At 66.8% G+C, this 937-nt stretch carries 1 protein-coding gene and 1 pseudogene; both read left to right on the forward strand.

Going from position 1 to position 937, the window contains the following annotated elements; translation table 11 throughout:
* Nucleotides 1-238: pseudogene (locus APY03_RS02030) on the forward strand (DUF3577 domain-containing protein); the annotation flags it as partial.
* Nucleotides 239-294: 56 nt separating this feature from the next.
* The coding region (locus APY03_RS02035; RefSeq protein WP_068673440.1) for a DUF3275 family protein at nt 295-937 on the forward strand (643 nt) is incomplete at its 3' end.

Raw genomic sequence — 937 nt, forward strand, 5'->3', positions numbered from 1 at the left:
AAGCCTGGAATCGACGCTGGTCCACATCGGTCTCATCAAGGTCGACGGCACCCAGGTCTATCCGACGAGCCAGGCGCAAGCCGAGGCGCCGCCGGCCGAAGACGCATCCGCGCCCGAAGCCGACGACGCCATCGACACGGCCGCCGACCCCGCTGCCGACCAGCCTGCCGAGCCCGCCGAGCGCGAGCCCGAGGCGCAAGTCGAGGAGCAGGAGCCGGCATTGGCTGCTTCGTTCTGATCCGGCATGGCCCCTCACGGGGCCTTGCTTTTTCCTATTCTTGAAGGAGAACCATCATGGCAGCCACATCGGCATCCGAGAAATCGGTCGCGCCCATCGTCGTCCCCGGCCAGCTCACGCTGCGCACCATTCGTGGCAAGAACGGCCCGTTCACGGTCGGCCGCCTCGCCACGCACCTCGGTACGTTCGAGGTCAAAGACCCGGAACTGGAGCAATACCCCGAAGGCAAATACGACGGGGAGTTTGTGATCCGCTACATCTTCCCGAAGTCCTACCCGGTCGGCGGCGGCATGCGGTTCGAGATCCGCGCCAGCCTTGACGGGATGACGCTCAACGGCATCGACAAACTCAGCCGCGACGAAGCACGCAGCTTCGCCACCCAGGACGTCGATCCGCTCGATGAAGAGCAAGCGGCGCAGCCTGCGGCAACACCGGCCAAGCCCGCCAAAGCGTCCAGGCCCGCCAAGCCCGCACCCGTGCAGGCGTCCGCGGACCCGATGGTCGATACCACGCCATTCGGCGTGGAAGCACCGCCACCTGCTGCGGCTGCTGCCCCTGGCAGTACCGACGACGGTGACGCTGCGCTGTTCGGCCTGCTGTGGCCGCTGGGCGAGTCCGTGAAACTGGATTCGACCATCGACCGCCGTGCCTTGCGTGCACAGATCGCCCGCCTGGGCGAGTTGGGCTACGCGCTGGACT

Source organism: Variovorax sp. WDL1 (assembly GCF_001541225.1).
In the GTDB taxonomy this organism is placed as follows: domain Bacteria; phylum Pseudomonadota; class Gammaproteobacteria; order Burkholderiales; family Burkholderiaceae_C; genus Variovorax.